At 29.7% G+C, this 367-nt stretch carries 1 pseudogene; it reads right to left on the minus strand.

The annotated features are described in order from the left end of the window. A pseudogene (locus ACJDTP_RS27515) lies at window positions 1-188 on the minus strand (spore cortex-lytic protein); the annotation flags it as partial. Between the last annotated feature and the right edge of the window lie 179 nt (window positions 189-367).

Genomic DNA, 367 nt, shown 5'->3' on the forward strand with positions numbered 1-367 from the left:
AATTCTATTACTTGAGTTAATCCAGCTACATTTGTAAGTAATTCAATATTATTAGCATTTTCAGAACCTGTTGTTCCTCTAACAGTTATCTTAACTCCATTAATTGGAATATAGTCATTGCCCCAAAAGCACTGAACTTTTAATCCGCCAGTGTTTGATTTACCATTTCCATTACTTCTATTGTTCATAGATTTCCTCTTTTTATTTTTTTTCATAATATTATATTTTCTAAGAGTATTATTTGTTACTATCACTTCTTTCTGTTTTACATATCGCCTAGATAAAATAGAATTTAAGTCAGCTTGAAGTAAATTGAAACTATTAAGTGCACATACTTCTCCATAGCCCCATAATGGATTGGGATACG

This window comes from Candidatus Clostridium helianthi (assembly GCF_045310795.1).
Lineage (GTDB): Bacteria > Bacillota > Clostridia > Clostridiales > Clostridiaceae > Clostridium > Clostridium helianthi.